The sequence below is a fragment of the Mesoflavibacter sp. genome (assembly GCF_964226795.1).
GTDB lineage: Bacteria > Bacteroidota > Bacteroidia > Flavobacteriales > Flavobacteriaceae > Mesoflavibacter > Mesoflavibacter zeaxanthinifaciens.
Genome location: NZ_CAXQQP010000013.1, coordinates 65195 through 85098 on the forward strand (window position 1 = coordinate 65195; position 19904 = coordinate 85098).

Genomic DNA, 19904 nt, shown 5'->3' on the forward strand with positions numbered 1-19904 from the left:
TATAAAAATTACATTAAATTTTGATTATATATTGAAAATAATTTAGTATTTCTCTCTTTTTGTTATACATTTTCTATCTTCTTTAAGATTTCTTACTTTTGCAAAACTTTAAATTGCCTATTCTATAATTGCAATTTTCAGTATAACTAACACTGAATATATTTATATGAATACTTACAACGACTACCTTAAAGAAATTGAAGCTCGTAAACTTCAAGGATTACATCCAAAGCCTATTGATGGCGCAGAATTATTAAGCGAAATTATAGCGCAAATAAAAGATGAAAATAACGAGCATAGAAAAGATTCTTTAAACTTTTTTATATATAACGTTTTACCAGGTACTACAAGTGCTGCACGTGTAAAAGCAGACTTTTTAAAAGAAATTATTTTAGGTGAAACTAAAGTAGAAGAAATTACTTCAGAATTTGCTTTCGAGCAATTATCTCACATGAAAGGTGGCCCATCTGTAGAAGTACTTTTAGATTTAGCTTTAGGTGAAGATAAAGCAATTGCTGAAGCTGCAGCTAAAGTATTAAAAACACAAGTATTTTTATACGAAGCAGATACCGAGCGTTTAGAACAAGCAATGAAAGCTGGTAACCCGATTGCTAAAGAGATAATCGAGAGTTATGCACAAGCAGAATTTTTTACAAAACTTCCTGAAGTTCAAGAAGAAATTCAAGTAGTAACTTATGTTGCTGGTGTAGGTGATATTTCAACAGATTTATTATCTCCAGGTGCAGATGCGCATTCAAGATCAGATCGTGAGTTACATGGTCAATCTATCTTTGAACATAACAAAGATATGCAACAAGAAGTGTTAGCTTTAAAAGAGCAACATCCAGATAAACGTATTATGCTTATTGCAGAAAAAGGAACAATGGGTGTAGGATCATCTCGTATGTCTGGTGTAAATAACGTGGCATTATGGACAGGAATTCCTTCGTCACCTTATGTACCATTTATCAATATTGCACCAGTAATCGCAGGAACAAATGGTATTGCACCAATCTTCTTAACTACAGTTGGCGTAACAGGAGGAATTGGAATTGACCTTAAAAACTGGGTAAAACAAAAAGACGAAAACGGTAACACAGTTGTAGATGCAGATGGCGAGCCAATTTTAAAAGAGGTTTATTCTGTAAAAACAGGTACGGTTTTAACAATTAATACAAAAGAGAAAAAATTATATAACGGAGATCAAGAGCTTAAAGATATTTCAACTGCATTAACACCACAAAAAATGGAGTTTATCAAAGCTGGAGGATCTTACGCTGTGGTTTTTGGTAAAAAATTACAAACCTTTGCTTGTAAAGCTTTAGGTATCGAAATTCCTCAAGTGTACGCAGCATCTAAAGAAATTACTGTAGAAAACCAAGGGTTAACAGCAGTAGAAAAAATCTTTAATAAAAACGCTGTTGGTACGACACCAGGAAAAACATTACACGCTGGATCTAACGTTCGTGTAGAAGTAAACATTGTAGGTTCTCAAGATACTACAGGTTTAATGACGTCTCAAGAATTAGAAATGATGGCAGCTACGGTAATTTCACCAATTGTAGATGCTGGTTACCAATCTGGTTGTCATACAGCTTCAGTTTGGGACGATAAATCAAAAGCTAACATTCCGCGTTTAATGAAGTTTATGAACGATTTCGGTTTAATTACTGGTCGTGATCCAAAAGGTCATTATCACGCAATGACAGATGTAATTCATAAAGTATTAAATGATATTACGGTAGACGATTGGGATATCATTATTGGTGGAGATTCGCACACACGTATGTCTAAAGGTGTTGCTTTTGGTGCCGATTCTGGTACTGTAGCATTGGCTTTAGCAACTGGTGAAGCTACAATGCCAATTCCTGAGTCTGTAAAAGTAACGTTTAAAGGTAACATGAGAAGCTTCATGGATTTCCGTGATGTGGTACATGCAACGCAACAACAAATGTTAAAGCAATTTGATGGCGAAAACGTATTCCAAGGTCGTGTTATTGAAGTACACATTGGTACGTTAACATCAGATCAAGCCTTTACATTTACAGATTGGACTGCAGAGATGAAAGCGAAAGCGTCTATCTGTATTTCTGAAGAAGAAACATTAATCGAATCTTTAGAAATTGCTAGAGATCGTATCCAAATCATGATTAAAAAAGGTATGGATAACGAAAAGCAAATGCTACAAGGTTTAGTAGATAAAGCAAACAACAGAATAGAAGAGCTTAAATCTGGTGCTAAGCCAGCATTAAAGCCAGATGCAGATGCTAAATATTATGCAGAAGTGGTTATCGATTTAGATGAAATCGCAGAACCAATGATCGCAGATCCAGATGTAAACAACGAAGATCCTTCAAGACGTTATACACACGATACCATTAGACCATTATCTTACTATGGCGGAACTAAAAAAGTAGATTTAGGTTTCGTTGGATCTTGTATGGTACATAAAGGTGATATGAAAATTTTAGCGCAAATGCTAAAAAATATCGAAGCTCAACATGGTAAAGTAGAATTTAAAGCACCATTAGTTGTAGCGCCACCAACATACAATATTGTTGATGAATTAAAAGCTGAAGGTGATTGGGAAGTATTACAAAAGTACTCAGGATTCGAGTTTAACGATGACGCACCAAAAGCAGCTGCACGTACTAAATACGAAAACATGTTGTATTTAGAGCGTCCTGGTTGTAACCTTTGTATGGGTAATCAAGAAAAAGCTGAACCTGGAGATACAGTAATGGCAACATCTACACGTTTATTCCAAGGTCGTGTTGTAAAAGATGCCGATGGTAAAAAAGGGGAATCATTATTATCATCAACACCAGTTGTAGTATTATCAACTATTCTTGGTCGTACACCAACTATGGAAGAATACGAAGCTGCAGTAGATGGTATTGTATTAACTAAATTCAAACCATCTCAAAAGCAATTAGTAATGGCGTAATAGTCATAATAACTTATATTCAAAAGCTCGAATTTTCAATTCGAGCTTTTTTTTGCTTTTCAATTAAATAGTGAAATTAAGTGGTAATTGGTATTATTAACCTTTTCTTATGATAAAAATGAAAGAATTTTATTAAATTAAAAATCTATAAAAATGATAGTATTTGGACTCAAATCATATCATTTTTTTTAATAAATTTAAGACAAACAAAAAAAACAAAACTTATGGCATTTGATATTGACATGATTAAAAAGGTATATAGCCAAATGGCAGAACGAGTAGATGCTGCTCGTGACGTTGTAGGTAAACCTTTAACACTTTCTGAAAAGATTTTATACAATCACCTTTGGGACGGAACACCAAAAACAGCTTTCACAAGAGGTAAAGATTATGTAGATTTTGCACCAGATAGAATTGCTTGTCAAGACGCAACAGCACAAATGGCATTATTGCAATTTATGCAAGCCGGTAAAGATAAAGTAGCTGTACCAACTACGGTGCATTGTGATCATTTAATTCAGGCTAAAGATGGTGCAGAAAAAGATTTAAAGCATGCAAACGATGTAAGTAAAGAGGTTTTTGAATTTTTAGAATCAGTTTCTAATAAATATGGTATTGGCTTCTGGAAACCAGGAGCAGGTATTATTCACCAAGTGGTATTAGAGAATTATGCGTTTCCTGGAGGAATGATGATTGGTACAGATTCTCATACCGTTAACGCTGGTGGATTAGGTATGGTAGCTATTGGTGTTGGTGGTGCAGATGCTGTAGACGTAATGGCAGGAATGGCTTGGGAACTTAAATTTCCTAAGTTAATAGGTGTTAAACTAACAGGTAAGTTATCTGGTTGGACAGCGCCAAAAGACGTTATTTTAAAAGTTGCCGAAATATTAACCGTAAAAGGTGGTACTGGTGCAATTGTAGAGTATTTTGGTCCTGGAGCAACATCTATGTCTTGTACAGGAAAAGGAACCATTTGTAATATGGGAGCAGAAATAGGAGCAACTACTTCTACTTTTGGATATGACGATTCTATGGAGCGTTATTTACGTGCAACAGATAGATCCGATGTAGCAGATGCAGCAAATAAAGTGCGTGAATACTTAACAGCAGATCCTGAAGTGTATGCTAATCCAGAACAATATTTTGATCAAGTGATTGAAATTAATTTATCTGAATTAAATCCATTATTAAACGGACCATTTACACCAGATTTATCTACTCCAGCTGGTAAAGAAATGACTAAAAAAGCAACAGATAACGATTGGCCTTTACAAGTAGAATGGGGATTAATTGGTTCTTGTACAAATTCGTCTTACGAAGATTTATCAAGAGCGTCATCTATTGCGCAGCAAGCATTAGATAAAAAGCTAAAAACTAAAGCAGAATTTGGTATCAATCCTGGTTCTGAGCAAGTAAGATATACTACAGAACGAGATGGTATTTTAGAAATCTTTGAAAAATTGGATGCTACAATATTTACTAATGCTTGTGGACCATGTATTGGTCAATGGGCTAGATATAGCGATCCTAAAAATGCACCAAAAAATAGTATAGTTCACTCGTTTAATAGAAACTTTGCTAAGCGAGCAGATGGTAATCCAAATACACATGCTTTTGTGGCGTCTCCAGAATTAACAGCAGCTATAGCAATTGCTGGTCGTTTGGACTTTAATCCAATGACAGATAAATTAATTAATGAAGATGGAGAAGAAGTGATGTTAGACGAACCAACTGGATGGGAATTACCACCAAAAGGTTTTGAAGTTAAAGAAAACGGTTATTTAGAACCAAGAGAAGATGGTAGTAGCGTTGTTGTTAAAGTTGCAGAAGATTCTGAAAGATTACAATTATTAACACCATTTACACCAATAGGTGATTCAATAACAGGTGCTAAATTATTAATTAAAGCTTTTGGAAAATGTACCACAGACCATATTAGTATGGCTGGACCTTGGTTACGTTTTAGAGGTCACTTAGATAATATTTCTAACAACTGTTTAATTGGTGCAGTAAATGCTTACAATAAGAAAACTAACTTTGTTAAAAACCAATTAACTGGGGAATATGGCGGCGTACCAGATACACAACGCGAATACAAAAAAGAAGGTATTTGGACGGTTGTAGTTGGTGATCATAATTACGGTGAAGGTTCTTCACGAGAGCATGCTGCAATGGAACCTCGTCATTTAGGTGTTGCTGCTGTAATTGTAAAATCTTTTGCACGTATACACGAAACAAACCTTAAAAAGCAAGGTATGTTAGGTTTAACGTTTGATAATGAAGCAGATTACGATTTAATACAAGAAGATGATACATTTAACTTCTTAGATTTAAATGAATTTGCGCCTAATAAACCACTTCATATTGAAGTCGTACATTCAGACGGAAGTAAAGACACTATTAAAGTAAATCATACGTATAACGAAGCTCAAATAGAATGGTATAAAGCAGGTTCTGCTTTAAATTTAATTGCAGCTCAAAACGCATAGTTTATTTAATCAAGTAATAAAAAACTCCTGAATATTCAGGAGTTTTTTGTTTCATCTATTTAAAAATGAAATCTGTTAAACCAAAATTATCTTTAAGTAATATTCTGTTTGGGTTATTTATTGTGTTAATGATAATTCCGCAATCAAGACAGTTTATACAAATCCAATTACAAAAAGGCTTGTCTGTATTTTCTCCTAGTATAGAAGATGAAGATGAACGAATCCAGCTGCAAACTTACCAATGGACTTTACAAGATATTAACGGTAATATTTACGACTTTTCTTCAGCTAAAAATAAAGTAATATTTATTAATTTTTGGGCAACTTGGTGTCCGCCATGTATTGCAGAAATGCCTGACTTAGATCAACTTTATAGCGATTATAATGATAAAGTTGAATTCTTATTTGTAACCAATGATGATAGCGAAAAAGTGAAAGCATTTTTGACCAAAAATGGTTATAGTTTAGAGGTGTATTATCCAATGTCAAATCATCCAGATTTTGAAGTGTCAAGTATACCACGTACTTTTTTAATTGATAAAAACGGTAAGATTGTTATTGATAAAACAGGAGTTGCTAATTGGAACGGAGATAAAGTTAGAGCAACTTTAGATAAGCTTTTAAACGATTAAAGCGTTTTAAAAAAAGCTTTAATAAAACTAAAACTAAATAACGACCACATAATTTTAATATCTTCAAGAAGTGAAGACTCTTCATCTAAAAATTTAAACATGGTTGGTGTGCTATTTTTACTGTAAAATTGATTAAAAACCCATTCACCTTTTTCATTATTATCTTTTAAAACTTGTAAAAATACTTTGTCGTAAAATTTATACTTGTTTTTAAAAAATCCGTTTGTGGTTGGTTGATTGGTTTTTATATTCTCAATAATTTTTGCAACTCTTTTTTCTGTGAGTTTAAAAGAATATCCCGTTGAAGGTTTTACCCAACCGCCAGCTGTACCAATTTTAGTGATTTTGGATGTATTAAACGATTGAAAATTGAAAGTTGTCATTGGTATTTGACCAACTTCAGTTTCGACAATATTATAATTATTAATGTTTAAATATTCTGAAATATATTGCTTTAAATAGCTGTCGTAGTGGTCACTTTCTACAATATTTTCTGTAAAATATGTGAATTCGACTAACGCTTTATTTTTTGTATGCGGTAACACATACATAAAGGTTGTTTGATTATTATCTTTTAATCGATAATCCATCATTGTTAAGCTGTTTTCATTAAAAACATCGCTTTCAGCTTCTATAATCCAGCCTTTAAAATGTTGTATTAAAGTTGTGGCTTTTTCATCTTTAAAAAACGCGTCTGGAATCCGACTATCAAAAACATGATTTGTCGTATAGTTGTTTGTTTTGGTTGTGACTTCAACTATTTCTTTTTCTTTAACCGAAGTCACGGTTTCCACCAAAAATGTAATATTGTCTTGCTGATTGAGTTGAGCTTTAGCTTCCGCATAAAAGTCTATTGCACGTATAGATTTATAAGTATAAGGATTTAGATTTAAGCTTATTTTTTGGTTTTCTGCATAGATAGTTGCATGTTGCCAGGATTGGTAAGCTAAATGACTAAAAGTGCTATTGTTTTGTTCCCAAAAACTCCAAGTTTTATCATTTTCAGTTTTAGTAGAAGCGTCTATTAAAGCAATGGATTTATGATTAAAATATGAATCCTTGGCAAAAGCTAAGGCTAATTGAAGTCCAGCTAAACCATTGCCAACTATGATATAATCATAATGTTTTTGAGACATTTAGTCTATTTTTTGAAGTACTTAAATGGTACGACAAGCATACCAAAGTTTTCTCCATCTTCTTTGCCAATATGTTTGTGATGTATTTTGTGTGCACGTCTAACACCACGTGCGTACCAATTATTAGCATTTCTAAACATTTTAAAGCGTTGATGGATAAATATATCGTGTACTAAGAAGTAAGCTGCGCCATAAGCCATAATGCCTAAGCCTATTGGTAATGTGTACCAAATATCTTCGTAACTCCATAAGTAAAAGCAAGTCATACTTACTATTGCATAAAAGATAAAAAAGGCATCATTACGCTCAAACCAGCTATCGTGATCTTTTAGATGATGGTCTTTATGTAGTGACCATAAAAAGCCGTGCATGATGTATTTATGTGTAAACCATGCCATAAATTCCATTATAGAAAATGTGCCTAAAAATATTAATATCCAATACAATGTTTTCATGTCTAATTATAATAAATTTAACTGATACTTTACGTAGCTTCTAGTTAAAAGTTCTGCCTTTTTGTAGTTTGGTACTCTTATTCTAGTATTTTTAATTTCTAATGCTGGTGTTTTTTTAAGCTTTGCCAGTAACTGATGATAGTATCTATAAGCCATAAATACTCCAAATTTGGCCTCCATAGGTAGTTGTTTTATACCTTCTAAGCCTTTTTTAAAATCGTTTTCAATATCATTAATGATGAATAGTTTATCTTCTTCAGTTAGATTATTTAAATCTGTATTTGGGAAATAAGTTCTATCAAGTAATTCGTGATCAGCTTTTAAGTCGCGTAAAAAATTCACCTTTTGAAAAGCAGAACCTAATGACATTGCTGTGTCTTTAAGTTTTTCGTATTGATCATTATCTCCTTTAACAAAGACTTTTAAACACATTAGTCCAACTACGTCTGCAGAACCATAAATATAATCTTTATACTCTTGGTCTGTAGTGTATTTAGTTTTAGATAAATCTAGACGCATACTTTTCATAAAAGCATCAACCATATGTTTTTCGATGTTATGCTTGTGATACGTATGTTGAAACGCATTTAATATTGGATTTAGGCTAATTTTGTTTTTTAGAGCTAATTCTAAATCGTTTTCAAAATTGTTAAATAAAGTTTCTTTATCATAATCATGAAAAGTGTCTACAATCTCGTCTGCAAACCTCACAAAACCATAAATATTATAAATATCCTGTCTGATAGACTTTGCAAGCATTTTTGTAGCTAAAGAAAACGAAGTGCTGTAAGATGTAGTAACAACTTTACTACAATTGTACGACACAGAATCAAATATTGCTTTCATAGTTTTTGGTGGTGTTTTTGGATTAATTCTGCTACTAATTTTCCAGATATAAGTGCTGGTGGCACACCTGGACCAGGAACAGTTAATTGTCCTGTAAAGTAGAGGTTGTTAACTTTTTTACTCTTTAAATTTGGTCTTAGAAAAGCGGTTTGCGTTAGCGTATTAGCCATTCCGTATGCATTTCCTTTGTAGGAATTATATGCTTCAATAAAATCTTTAACACAAAAGCTTTCTTTAAAGATAATACTATTTTTAACATCTTGTTGAGTTAATTTTTCAAAACGAGACATGATTATATCAAAATATTGCTCTCTTAATTGTGGTGTATCTTCTAAGTTAGGAGCGATTGGTATTAAGAAAAAACCATTTTCTTTACCATTAGGCGCCATGCTGTTATCTGTTACAGATGGGAAATTGGCATAAAATAGAGGTTCTTTAGGCCATTTTGGATTATCGTAAATATCTTCTGCATGCGTTTCAAAGTTGGTATCAAAAAATAAGTTATGATGGTTTACATTTTTCAATTTCTTATCAAAACCTACGTAAAATAGGAGAGAAGAAGGAGCAAAGGTTTTATTGTTCCAATATTTTTCTGAATACTGTCTATATTTTCTATCTAACAACGTTTCTGAGTGATGATAATCTGCACCGCTTAAAACAACATCAAACTTTAAAGTTTTACCGTTAACAGTAATTGATGTAGAAGTACCATTTTCAACATTAATATTAGTAACATTAGAGTTTACATTTATTGTAACACCTAATTCTTCTGCAAGTTGTCTCATTGCAAGAATTATTTGATACATTCCGCCTTTAGGGTGCCACGTACCTAAGCCAAAATCGGCGTAATTCATAAAACTATAAAAAGAAGGTGTATTACTTGGTTTTGCACCTAAAAACAGAACAGGAAACTCTAAAGTAGATATTAGTTTAGGGTTTTTAAATTGGCGTCTAACATCACTGCTTATTGTTTTAAAAAATTGATCTAGTCTAGTAACAGTATCTTTAGTTACCAATTCTAAGGGTGAAACACCTGGTTTTAACACAATTTTGTTAATGGCAATGTTATAATTATCTGCAGCTTTATTTATAAATTTTTTAAGTGGAATTGAGCTTCCTTTTTCTATGCGTTCAAATTCTTCGCAAATTTTCTCCATTGTATCTCCTATGGTGATAACTTCATCATTAAAGAAAATTTTATACGCAGGAGAAAGCTTGTCTAGCTGATAAAAATCTGAAGTTTTTTTATCAAAATCATTAAAAAACTTATCAAATATATCAGGCATCCAATACCAGCTTGGTCCCATATCAAAAGTAAATCCATCTTTTTTAAACTGTCTACAACGTCCTCCTACAGTATCATTTTTTTCAAAAACTGAAACATTAAATCCATCCTTAGCAAGATAACATGCAGCAGATAAAGCAGAAAACCCAGAACCTATTATTGCTATTTTATTTTTCATTATTAATATGATCAATTAAGTCTTTTGTAGACTCAAAAGTTTTAATGTTTGAGTTAGAAATGTTAGGCTTTGTACCTAATAGTCTTCCTGATACTAAAAGTTTGCATTTATTGTTTTTTAATAAAGTGCTAGAAAAGCTATTTAAGTAATCTTCTATGTTTTCGTTTTCTGGGCTTACTGTAAAACTTGAAATAAAAGTTATGTCTTTATGTTTTGTTAGTAAAAACTCTAAACTCTTAACAGGGACAGATTGTCCTAAATAGATAACATGTTTACCTTTTAAAGTTAGTTCTAAATTTGTAAATAATAAACCAAGCTCGTGCATTTCATTATCTGGTAAGAATAAAGCATATGGTTTTTGACTTAAGTCGGGTGTATTAATCTTGTAAGCTTTTTCTGTTTCGACTAAAATCTTCTTTTTAATAATTTCAACAACAAAATGTTCGTGAGCAGGTGTTATTGTATCTGTTTGCCATAATAATCCTATGTGATCTAAAAGTGGAATAAAAACATCAAAAAAAATGGTTTTAAAAGACATTTCTTCCTCCAGTTTGTAGAAGGTTTTATTAAAAAGGCTTTGATCAAAGTTAATCATTGCCAATTTTAATAAATTTATAGAATGATTGTTAGGATCTTTACTTTCTGCTATTTCTTTTACAAGTGAAGAAATTTCGTTTTCATCAAGACTTGCTATTTTAGATATTTTGTATCCGTTTTTATTTAAAAAACTAATATTTAATATTTTTTGAAGACTAGCGGTACTGTAATATCTAATATTGGTATCAGTTCTGTTAGGTTTAAAAAGGTTGTAGCGTTTTTCCCAAATTCTTATGGTATGCGCTTTTATTCCCGAAAGATTTTCGAGATCCTTAATACTAAAGTTTGTTTTAATACTGTTCATTGTTTTGTAAAAATAATTAAACAAAACGTAAAACTGATAAAAAACAATTTATTTTTTTGAAATAATTAACAATTAAAAACTAATGAAGACAAAATAAAAGATTTTAAGGAGTAGTAGTGCGCACGAGAAGACTCGAACTTCCACGATTAATAACAATCACTAGCCCCTCAAGCTAGCGCGTCTACCAATTCCGCCACGTGCGCTAAATTTTAAAATAAAGATAAAAAAAAAGTTAAGCTTTTAAGCTTAACTTTTTTTTGTGACCGGGCTGGGGCTCGAACCCAGGACCCTCTCCTTAAAAGGGAGATGCTCTACCAACTGAGCTACCCGGTCATTGTTTGTTGTTTGCGGGTGCAAATATAAGAGCTTTTATTAATATTCCAACCCTAAATTGCATTTTTTTTTGTTTTTTTGCTGCACTTTACGATAAGACGTTTATAATCAGTAAATAAGACTTAAGATGAATTTGATTTTAATAGGATATATGGCTTCAGGGAAGTCTACAATAGGTAATTATTTAGCTAAAGTGTTGAATTATAGCTTTATTGACTTGGATAATTACATTGAAAAAAAAGAAAACTTATCTGTAAAAGAAATATTTAGTCAAAAAGGAGAGATTTATTTTAGAAAATTAGAAAACACAGCTTTAAAAGAAATAGTTAATAATAAAGAAAATTATGTGCTTTCTTTAGGAGGAGGAACACCATGTTTTTACGATACTATGGAATGGTTAAAAAGTAAAACTAATACCAAAACCATATATTTAAACGTAAATTTAGATGTTTTAACGCAGCGATTATTAAAAGATAATACACGCCCTTTAATTAGTCATCTTAATGATGAAGAAGATATAAAAGAGTTTATAGCAAAACATCTTTTTGAACGTTCTTATTTTTATAATATGGCCGATTTTAGGATTAATGCTTCAGAAAGAATAGAAGATATAGCAGAAAAAATAATTCTTAAACTATTCTAAGTAAGCTTTCCAATCGTTATCTTTTAGATCTACTTGTACATGTTCATTTAAAGAAGTAGAGAGAGAAATACCTTTAAAATCTGCTTTTACAGGAAATTTTTTATGATTTCTATTTACTAAAACAGCAGTTTTAAATTGTTTTAAAGGTACATCCAGAAAATGTTTAACACCATAGATTAATGTAGATCCAGAGTTTAAAACATCATCTATTAATACAATAGATTTATTAGTGTAATCTTCTGCTTTGATAGAAGTCCCAATTGGATTTAATGGTTTTTTCTTATCAATAGTAACCTTACATAAAACAGGATTAATAGGAGATATTTTAGTAAGTTTTGTTTTTAGTTTTTTAGCAAGAATATAGCCATTAGCCTCTATTCCGGCTAAGATTATTTCGCTTTCGCCAACATTTGCTTCATAAATTTGATAAGCAATGCGGGTTAATTTTTGATCAATTTCTGAAGCTGTTAATATAATATTATTTAAAGTTGTCATTTATTGTTGGTTTTTATAATCCAAATCGTCCAAATCTCTCCTGTCTTTTTTGGTTGGACGACCACTTCCTTTTTTTCTGTAATAATCTTTTGCTAATTTAAGTAATTCTTGAGTTTCAAAAGCAGATTTTGGTGTAGTATCTAATCTGTAAATATCAACAATTTTAGCTCCGACACGATTCTTAGGGATATCAAGAACGGTAACTTGATAATTTACCTGATTTTTTCTTAGCTCTATTTTATCTGTAGCATATACTTCTTTACTTGGTTTAGCAATATCACCATTTACCCTAACATGACCTTTTTTACAAGCAATAGAAGCTTGGTTTCTTGTTTTATAATACCTTACACACCATAAATATTTATCAACTCTCATACAAAAAATCTAAAATAGACGTTAACGTTATTGTGCAAAATACTATTAAAATGTATCTTGCAAGCTCAAAAATAACAATAATGAATTTAAGAAAAATCACTTTAGCTGTTTTACTATTAGCAATATTTAATTTTGCGTGTAATGATGATGATGATAATACTACCATAATTGAAGAGAGAGATGAAACAGAAGTTTACAATGAAAATATTTTAGAAATAGAAGAGTTTTTATCAAACTATACCTATAACTACGAAGAATTTGATTTTTCTGATCCGTATAATCCATCAAATGATGATTTTGAAGTAGAGTTTACTCTTATAGATGACTCAAATCCTAATGCAGATGCATTAATTGATAGACCAGAATTAACTTATAAAATTGTAGAACAAAACGGTATTGATTACAAGTTGTACATATTGTCATTAAGAGAAGGTTTAGGTAATACTATAAATCCTTTAGATAGAGCAGTTGTTACTTACAGAGGAGAAACTTTAGATGGAGAGTCTTTTGATTTTAATGTTAACCCTACAAACCTTAATTTAACAACAGGATATAATGCTAGTGGTACAATTGTAAATGGTGTTGTAACTGGATTTAGAGAAGGTGTAATTGAATTTAAAACAGCATCTAATTATTCAGAAAATAATGACGGAACTGTAAATATAACAGGTCAAGGTAAAGGAGTTGTGTTTATACCTTCTGGATTAGCATATTTTTCAAATTTTGTAACAGGAATAGACGCATACTCTCCAATATTATTTAAATTAAATATTATTGAAAGAAATCATACAGATTTTGATCAAGATAATATTCCTTCTTATATAGAAGATTTAGATCAAGACGGTGATGGTTACAATGATGATACTGATGGAGATGGTATAGCTAACTTTATAGATATAGATGATGATGGAGATGAAATTTTAACAGCAGATGAAGTGGAGCCAATGCAATACGAGGAAGATAATAGTATGGCGCCTTTTACAACAAAAGCTGAAGCGCAAGCTTTTTATGATAATAATGCTGCCGAAAATGAAGTTTTTGTTAAAATAGAGTTTGTTTCAGCGACAGGTAATTATAGACTACACACAACGATATTAACAGATAGTAATAATGATGGTACACCAGATTATTTGGATCCATCAATGTAATGTCTATATAAAATAAAAAAAAAGCCACTTTTAGTAAGTGGCTTTTTTTGTTTATAACATGTTTTATTATAACATAATAGATAAACTTAAAATAAGTTGTTCTGGTCTTGTGTCTAATCTGTTAGGATTATTAAGGGTTATGTTATTATTAATTATAGTAGCTTCGTTATCATTAAAACCACGTTCGTATCTTAAATCTACACCAATATTATTAAAACTTAAGCCTACGCCAAAGTTTAACCCTACAGAAAAATCATCTTCAATATTGCTAACTGTAGCATTTTCAAAATCAGAATCTAAGATATATTGTAGGCTTGGTCCACCAAAAACGTGAATTGGCCCTAATACTTTTACACCAACTAATAATGGCATATCTAGCTTCTTTAAATCAAAATCACCTGCATTATAATCACTTTTAGTAGATGTGTAAACAAGTTCTGGTCTAAAGTAAAGTTGTTTACCTATTTTACCAAAAACACCAACATGGTAACCAATAGTTCTATCAGGGTTTTGATAATTATTAGAAACAGATTCAAAGTAATCACCGTTACCATTATAATTTAAGCCACCTTTAAAGCCAAATCCGCTATTTGTTTGTGCGTAAATTGATATTGAAGATAATAATACTAAAGAAAAAATTATAAGTTTAAATCTTTCTGTTCTGTTTTCACTGTTTAGAATTTTCATAATAGTTGTTTTTTGATGTGAATACTTTTTTAAACGAAAATTGTGCCAAATTATTTTTAAGCTTAAATTAAAAAAGGCTTAAAACAATTGTTTTAAGCCTTTAAATTAATTAAAGTATTAACTTAATTATTTTCTTTTAATTACTTTTTCAGAAGCTTTAACAATTGCATCTGCATTTAATCCGTATTTGTCCATTAACTGAGCAGGTGTACCAGATTCTCCAAAAGTGTCATTTGTAGCAATAAACTCTTGCGGAGTTGGTTTGTGTTGTGCTAAAACACGTGCAACACTTTCACCTAAACCTCCTAAATAATTATGTTCTTCTGCAGTTACTATACATCCAGTTTTTGTTACAGAATCTAAAATAGCTTTATCATCTAAAGGTTTAATGGTATGAATATTTATAACTTCTGCAGAAATTCCTTTTTCATTTAAAGTTTTTGCAGCTTCTAACGCTTCCCAAACTAAGTGTCCTGTTGCAACAATAGTTACGTCTGTACCAGATAGTAAGTGTAGTGCTTTTCCTATTTCAAACTTCTGATCTTCTGGAGTAAAATTTGCTACTTTTGGTCTACCAAAACGTAAATAAACAGGACCTTCGTATTCTGCAATAGCTATTGTAGCAGCTTTAGTTTGATTATAATCACATGGATTAATGACTACCATTCCTGGTAACATTTTCATTAAACCTATGTCTTCTAATATTTGGTGTGTTGCGCCATCTTCACCTAAAGTTATACCTGCGTGAGATGCACATATTTTTACATTTTTACCTGAGTATGCAACACTTTGTCTAATTTGATCGTAAACACGACCTGTAGAGAAGTTAGCAAATGTACCAGTAAAAGGTATTTTGCCTCCAATAGTTAAACCAGCAGCCATACCAATCATGTTTGCTTCTGCGATACCTACTTGAAAAAAACGTTCTGGATGGTTTGCTTTAAACTCATCCATTTTTAATGATCCTGTAAGATCTGCACATAGTGCAACTACATTTTCGTTAGATTTTCCTAATTCTGTTAATCCAGCTCCAAAACCAGAGCGTGTATCTTTACTTCCTGTATTTGTGTATGTTTTTGTCATTGTTTTGTGCTGTTTAGTAGTCTCCTAGTGTTTCTGGGTTTTGGTTTAATCCTATTTCTAATTGTTCGTCATTAGGTGCTTTACCATGCCAAGCATGTGTATGCATCATAAAGTCTACACCATTACCCATTACGGTTTTAAGTAAAACACAAACTGGTTTTTCTTGACCAGTTAAGGTTTTAGCTTTAGTCATTCCTTCTAATATAGCTTCTATATTGTTTCCGTTTTCAATCTCTACAACAGTCCAACCAAAAGCTTCAAATTTTGCTCTTACGCTACCTAAGTTTAAAACTTGATCTGTAGATCCATCTATTTGCTGACCGTTTAAGTCTACGGTAGCAATTAAATTATCTACTTTATTAGCAGCAGCATACATAATAGCTTCCCAGTTTTGTCCTTCTTGTAATTCGCCATCACCATGAAGACTATAAATTAAATGGTTGTCCTTATTTAATTTTTTAGCTTCTGCAGCACCAATAGCTACAGACATACCTTGACCCAGTGATCCTGAAGCAATTCTAATACCAGGTAAACCTTCGTGAGTTGTTGGATGACCTTGTAGTCTAGAGTCTATTAGTCTAAACGTGTTAAGCTCATCAACAGGAAAGTATCCAGCTCTAGCTAGTACACTGTAATATACAGGTGAGATATGTCCATTGGATAAGAAAAATAAATCTTCATTTTTACCATCCATGTCAAAGCCTTCTTTACGCTCCATAATTTCATTATAAAGCGCTACAAAAAATTCTGCGCAACCTAAAGATCCTCCAGGATGACCAGAATTAACTTTGTGTACCATACGCAAAATATCTCTGCGTACTTGTGTTGTTAAATCATTTAATTGTTGTGTACTTGCCATTTTAATTTTGTTAATCGTGTTGTTTATGGGGTCAAAATTATGATATTAAATCACCTTATCAAAATAGAAAAAACGCAGTTATTAACTTATTTTCATATTTTGCTAACAATATTTAGATTTTAAAATAAAAAACTAAATATTCAGTTTAAATTTTATAATCTATTTAAGACCCATTGTCTAATTCTTGGTTATATTTGCTAGCTGAAGATTTTACACATATATGACTTTCGATTTAAAAGCTAAAGATACTCAAAGTAAAGCTAGAGCAGGAGTAATAAAAACAGACCATGGTGTTATAGAAACACCAATTTTTATGCCTGTTGGTACTGTTGCTTCTGTAAAAGGAGTACACCAAAGAGAATTAAAAGAAGAGATTAATCCTGATATCATTTTAGGTAATACTTACCACTTATACTTAAAACCACAAACTGATATTTTAGAAAAAGCTGGTGGTTTGCATAAATTTATGAATTGGGACAGAAATATCTTAACCGATTCTGGAGGATATCAAGTATATTCTTTATCAGCTAATCGAAAGATAAAAGAAGAAGGTGTAAAATTTAAAAGTCATATTGATGGTAGTTACCACACATTTACTCCAGAAAATGTAATGGAAATACAACGTACCATTGGTGCAGATATTATTATGGCGTTTGACGAGTGTACACCATATCCATGTGATTATAACTACGCAAAACGATCTATGCATATGACCCATCGTTGGTTAGAGCGTTGTTTAACACATTTAAAGAAAACACCTTTTAAATACGACTACTCTCAAGCATTTTTTCCAATTGTTCAAGGTAGTACCTATAAAGATTTACGTAAGCAATCTGCAGAGTATATTGCTGGTGTAGGAGCAGAAGGGAATGCAATAGGAGGACTTTCTGTTGGAGAACCTGCAGAAGAAATGTACGCTATGACAGAAGTAGTAACAGACATCCTTCCAGAAGATAAACCACGTTACCTTATGGGTGTTGGTACACCAATTAATATATTAGAAAATATTGCATTAGGTGTAGATATGTTTGATTGTGTTATGCCAACAAGAAACGCAAGAAATGGTATGCTGTTTACAGCTCACGGCACAATTAACATCAAAAATTTAAAATGGCGTGACGACTTTTCTCCAATAGACGAAATGGGTATTACTTTTGTAGATACAGAATATAGTAAAGCCTATTTAAGACACCTTTTTAATGTAAATGAGTTATTAGGGAAGCAAATAGCAACTATACATAACCTAGGGTTTTATCTATGGTTAGTTAGAGAAGCTAGAAAGCACATTATAGCAGGAGACTTTAGAACCTGGAAAGATAAAATGGTAAAACAAATGGACAAGCGTTTGTAATACATGAAAATATTAGATTGGTACATATTAAAACGCTATCTATTAACATTTGTAATGATGTTAATTCTGTTTGTTCCTATTGGGATAACAGTTCACTTAGCAGAAAAAATAGGGAAAATAATAGAAAACGAAGCTCCTTTTGGAGAAGTCATGATGTATCTATTATATTTTACAATCTATTTTGCTAACCTTTTATTTCCTTTATTTTTATTTTTATCTGTTATATGGTTTACTTCAAAATTAGCCAACAATACAGAAATTGTTGCTTTTTTAAGTTCAGGAGTTTCTTTTACTCGTTTTTTAAGACCATATTTAATAGGTGGAGTTATTGTAGCGTTGTTTTCTATACTAATGGGAATGTATTTAGCTCCAAATGCAAGTAAAGGTTTTTATGACTTTAAATATAAATACCTTTCTGGTAAAAAAAATAATAACAACAGAAATGTTTTAAAGCAAATAAACGAAAACGACATTATTTATGTAAGTAGTTTTGATGCTTCAAAAAATATGGGAGTAAATTTTACTCTAGAACATTTTGAAGATAATAAAATGACTTACAAGTTAACAGCAGCTAGCATTAGATATGTAGAAGATGATTCTATTTACCTTCTAAGAAATTACGAAAAACGTATTATAGGAGAAACAAATGATAAGATTATTCTAGAAAGAAGAAAAGACACTATTTTTCCTTTTGATTTAGAAGATTTAACTCCAGAAGATTTTATTGCTGAAACTTTAGCATATCCTCAACTTTTAAGATTTATAGAACGTGAAGAAAAACGAGGTTCTAAATTTTTAGGTAGATATCGTTTAGCAAAATATCAAAAATGGAGCTTACCTGTATCAGTATTTATCTTAACTATAATTGCAGTTGCGGTGTCATCAAGAAAACGTCGTGGCGGAATGGGAGTAAACCTAGCAATAGGTATAACAATAGCAATGGTATTTGTCTTTTTTGACAAAATTTTTGGTACACTAGCATCTCAATCAGACTTTAGTCCATTACTAGCAGTTTGGTTACCAAATATTATATTCGGTATTCTAGCTTTCTTCTTGTTGCAAAATGCTAAACGATAAATTAAAAAACTATCTTCACCTGCATTTCTTGGTTTTTATAGCAGGTTTTACAGCAATATTAGGTAAGTTAATTTCTATTAATGCTGTAAGTTTAGTTTGGTATAGAATGTTGTTTGCAACAATTCTAATGATAGCATATGTAAAATTATTTAAGGTAAATCTACAAATAACCAAAAAAGAATTAATTAAGCTTTGTATAGCAGGAGTCATAATTGCATTACATTGGATAACTTTTTATGGAGCAATAAAAGTAGCTAACATTTCAATTGCATTAGCTATGTTTTCAACAGGAGCTTTTTTTGCCTCATTTTTAGAGCCTATTTTTTATAAAAGAAAGATTATTCCTTACGAGATATTTTTTGGTCTTATTGTTATTTTAGGTGTGTATTTAATTGTTCAAAGTGAAATCCAACACTTAAAAGGAATGATTTTAGGAATTGTCTCAGCATTCTTATCTTCTTTATTTGCAGTTTTAAATGGAAAGTTTTTAGAACAACACTCGGCTACCAAAATATCTTTTTACGAGTTTTTAAGCGGTGTTATTTTTATTACAATATATATAGCTTTGTTTGGAGAAGGTTTTACCGCTTCATTTTTTAGTATAAACGCTTCAGATATCGGATATTTACTTTTATTGGCTTCTATCTGTACTGCTTATGCGTTTATAGCTTCTGTTTATGTGATGCGTTATATTAGTCCTTATACAGTAGTTTTAACCTATAATTTAGAGCCAATTTACGGGATAATTTTAGCATTAATTTTATTTCCTGAGACCGAAATTATGTCATCTTCGTTTTACATAGGTGCTTTTGTAATCCTTGCAGTTGTATTATTTAATGGAATTATAAAAAACCTAAAATATTTAAAGAGAAAAAGAAAACATAAACCATTATAACTCTATATTTTAACGTACAAAAGAAGCCAATTTTTAAAAATATTGGCTTTATTTCAACTAAAAAAATGTAATTTTGTGCGCTAACA

General features: G+C 31.3%; 18 protein-coding genes and 2 tRNA genes. 8 read left to right on the forward strand and 12 right to left on the reverse strand.

What is annotated here, in order from left to right:
* Positions 1 to 166 precede the first annotated feature (166 nt).
* From ACEQT4_RS11750 to ACEQT4_RS11760, 3 genes are all read left to right on the forward strand, one after another.
* Positions 167 to 2947, forward strand: coding sequence for a bifunctional aconitate hydratase 2/2-methylisocitrate dehydratase (locus ACEQT4_RS11750; RefSeq protein WP_370227909.1), 2781 nt, complete (start codon positions 167 to 169; stop codon positions 2945 to 2947).
* A 224-nt stretch (positions 2948 to 3171) separates the two neighbouring features.
* Positions 3172 to 5439, forward strand: a complete 2268-nt coding sequence (locus ACEQT4_RS11755) for an aconitate hydratase (RefSeq protein ID WP_223076437.1) — start codon at positions 3172 to 3174, stop codon at positions 5437 to 5439.
* A 65-nt stretch (positions 5440 to 5504) separates the two neighbouring features.
* Positions 5505 to 6071, forward strand: a complete 567-nt coding sequence (locus tag ACEQT4_RS11760) for a TlpA family protein disulfide reductase (protein WP_370227911.1) — start codon at positions 5505 to 5507, stop codon at positions 6069 to 6071.
* On the opposite strand, the gene ACEQT4_RS11765 is transcribed toward ACEQT4_RS11760, so the two are convergent.
* From ACEQT4_RS11765 to ACEQT4_RS11795, 7 genes are all read right to left on the reverse strand, one after another.
* A complete protein-coding gene (locus ACEQT4_RS11765; RefSeq protein ID WP_370227913.1) occupies positions 6068 to 7207 on the reverse strand; it encodes a lycopene cyclase family protein in 1140 nt (379 codons plus the stop codon). The genes ACEQT4_RS11760 and ACEQT4_RS11765 overlap by 4 nt on opposite strands.
* Positions 7208 to 7212: 5 nt before the next feature.
* Complete coding sequence (locus ACEQT4_RS11770; protein ID WP_027879994.1) at positions 7213 to 7662, reverse strand: sterol desaturase family protein; 450 nt, start codon at positions 7660 to 7662, stop codon at positions 7213 to 7215.
* 6 nt (positions 7663 to 7668) lie between these two features.
* Positions 7669 to 8508 carry a phytoene/squalene synthase family protein gene (locus tag ACEQT4_RS11775; protein ID WP_106679614.1) on the reverse strand — a complete coding sequence of 280 codons (840 nt, stop codon included), beginning with the start codon at positions 8506 to 8508 and terminating at the stop codon, positions 7669 to 7671.
* The gene (locus tag ACEQT4_RS11780; RefSeq protein ID WP_370227916.1) at positions 8505 to 9971 is read right to left on the reverse strand and encodes a phytoene desaturase family protein; all 1467 of its coding nucleotides are present in this window, start codon (positions 9969 to 9971) and stop codon (positions 8505 to 8507) included. Before ACEQT4_RS11780 ends, ACEQT4_RS11775 begins: the two co-directional genes overlap by 4 nt.
* Complete coding sequence (locus tag ACEQT4_RS11785; RefSeq protein ID WP_370227918.1) at positions 9961 to 10872, reverse strand: MerR family transcriptional regulator; 912 nt, start codon at positions 10870 to 10872, stop codon at positions 9961 to 9963. The genes ACEQT4_RS11780 and ACEQT4_RS11785 overlap by 11 nt, the downstream gene beginning before the upstream one ends.
* 117 nt (positions 10873 to 10989) lie before the next feature.
* Positions 10990 to 11075: transfer RNA gene (locus tag ACEQT4_RS11790), tRNA-Leu, on the reverse strand.
* Positions 11076 to 11132: 57 nt separating this feature from the next.
* A tRNA-Lys gene (locus ACEQT4_RS11795) sits at positions 11133 to 11205 on the reverse strand.
* Positions 11206 to 11332: 127 nt separating this feature from the next.
* Here ACEQT4_RS11795 and ACEQT4_RS11800 point away from each other — a divergent pair.
* Positions 11333 to 11848: a shikimate kinase gene (locus ACEQT4_RS11800; protein WP_370227920.1), complete on the forward strand. Its 516-nt coding sequence runs from the start codon at positions 11333 to 11335 to the stop codon at positions 11846 to 11848.
* On the opposite strand, the gene ACEQT4_RS11805 is transcribed toward ACEQT4_RS11800, so the two are convergent.
* A complete protein-coding gene (locus tag ACEQT4_RS11805; protein WP_370227922.1) occupies positions 11840 to 12343 on the reverse strand; it encodes a phosphoribosyltransferase family protein in 504 nt (167 codons plus the stop codon). The genes ACEQT4_RS11800 and ACEQT4_RS11805 overlap by 9 nt on opposite strands.
* Positions 12344 to 12718 (reverse strand): RNA-binding S4 domain-containing protein, encoded by a 375-nt coding sequence (locus ACEQT4_RS11810; RefSeq protein ID WP_370227924.1) that lies wholly within the window; start codon positions 12716 to 12718, stop codon positions 12344 to 12346.
* An 80-nt stretch (positions 12719 to 12798) separates the two neighbouring features.
* On the opposite strand from ACEQT4_RS11810, the gene ACEQT4_RS11815 reads away from it, so the two are divergent.
* Positions 12799 to 13866, forward strand: a complete 1068-nt coding sequence (locus ACEQT4_RS11815; protein WP_370227926.1) for an FKBP-type peptidyl-prolyl cis-trans isomerase — start codon at positions 12799 to 12801, stop codon at positions 13864 to 13866.
* 66 nt (positions 13867 to 13932) lie between these two features.
* Here the strand turns inward: ACEQT4_RS11815 and ACEQT4_RS11820 are convergent, their stop codons facing one another.
* The 3 genes from ACEQT4_RS11820 to ACEQT4_RS11830 all read right to left on the reverse strand — a co-directional run bounded on the left by ACEQT4_RS11820 (position 13933) and on the right by ACEQT4_RS11830 (position 16501).
* The gene (locus tag ACEQT4_RS11820) at positions 13933 to 14553 is read right to left on the reverse strand and encodes an outer membrane beta-barrel protein (protein ID WP_370227928.1); all 621 of its coding nucleotides are present in this window, start codon (positions 14551 to 14553) and stop codon (positions 13933 to 13935) included.
* Positions 14554 to 14679: 126 nt separating this feature from the next.
* A complete protein-coding gene (locus ACEQT4_RS11825; protein ID WP_370227930.1) occupies positions 14680 to 15636 on the reverse strand; it encodes a transketolase family protein in 957 nt (318 codons plus the stop codon).
* A 13-nt stretch (positions 15637 to 15649) separates the two neighbouring features.
* On the reverse strand, positions 15650 to 16501 hold the full coding sequence (locus ACEQT4_RS11830; protein ID WP_255593147.1) for a transketolase: 852 nt from the start codon (positions 16499 to 16501) through the stop codon (positions 15650 to 15652).
* Between the two features lie 214 nt (positions 16502 to 16715).
* On the opposite strand from ACEQT4_RS11830, the gene tgt reads away from it, so the two are divergent.
* From tgt to ACEQT4_RS11845, 3 genes are read left to right on the forward strand one after another with little or no spacing between them, the layout of a single operon-like run.
* Positions 16716 to 17846 (forward strand): tRNA guanosine(34) transglycosylase Tgt, encoded by a 1131-nt coding sequence (gene tgt / locus ACEQT4_RS11835; protein ID WP_223076447.1) that lies wholly within the window; start codon positions 16716 to 16718, stop codon positions 17844 to 17846.
* 3 nt (positions 17847 to 17849) lie between these two features.
* The gene (locus ACEQT4_RS11840) at positions 17850 to 18923 is read left to right on the forward strand and encodes an LptF/LptG family permease (RefSeq protein ID WP_027879983.1); all 1074 of its coding nucleotides are present in this window, start codon (positions 17850 to 17852) and stop codon (positions 18921 to 18923) included.
* On the forward strand, positions 18910 to 19818 hold the full coding sequence (locus ACEQT4_RS11845) for a DMT family transporter (protein WP_370227932.1): 909 nt from the start codon (positions 18910 to 18912) through the stop codon (positions 19816 to 19818). The genes ACEQT4_RS11840 and ACEQT4_RS11845 overlap by 14 nt, the downstream gene beginning before the upstream one ends.
* The last annotated feature ends 86 nt before the right edge of the window (positions 19819 to 19904 follow it).